The sequence below is a fragment of the Stenotrophomonas sp. SrG genome, from assembly GCF_050031795.1.
In the GTDB taxonomy this organism is placed as follows: Bacteria; Pseudomonadota; Gammaproteobacteria; order Xanthomonadales; family Xanthomonadaceae; genus Stenotrophomonas; species Stenotrophomonas rhizophila_A.
In genome coordinates, this window is sequence record NZ_JBNBBE010000212.1 from 1 (window position 1) to 278 (window position 278).

Consider the following 278-nt stretch of genomic DNA (forward strand, 5'->3'; position numbering starts at 1 on the left):
CCGATGTACTGGCCCGCCGCCATGGCACGCTCGCTGAGCGGACTGCCCTTGACCAACTCGATAAGGTAATACAGCAGGTGCCCGCCGTCCAAGATGGGGATGGGCCACAGGTTGATGATGCACAGGCTGAGCGAGAGTACGGCCAGGAACCTGAGGAACCAATCAAGGCCGCGCTGGGCGGTCTGGTTGGCTACCCGGGCGATGGTGACCGGGCCGGCAACGTTCTGCAGCGAGGCGTTGCCGGTCACGATGCGGCGCATCATGCCGAGCGAATCGCC

1 protein-coding gene is annotated in these 278 nt (G+C 64.7%); it reads right to left on the minus strand.

Annotation, left to right across the window (positions count from 1 at the left end):
* Positions 1 to 278: site-2 protease family protein (locus ACQG3P_RS19570; RefSeq protein ID WP_426805973.1), on the minus strand; the 278-nt coding region annotated here is incomplete at both ends.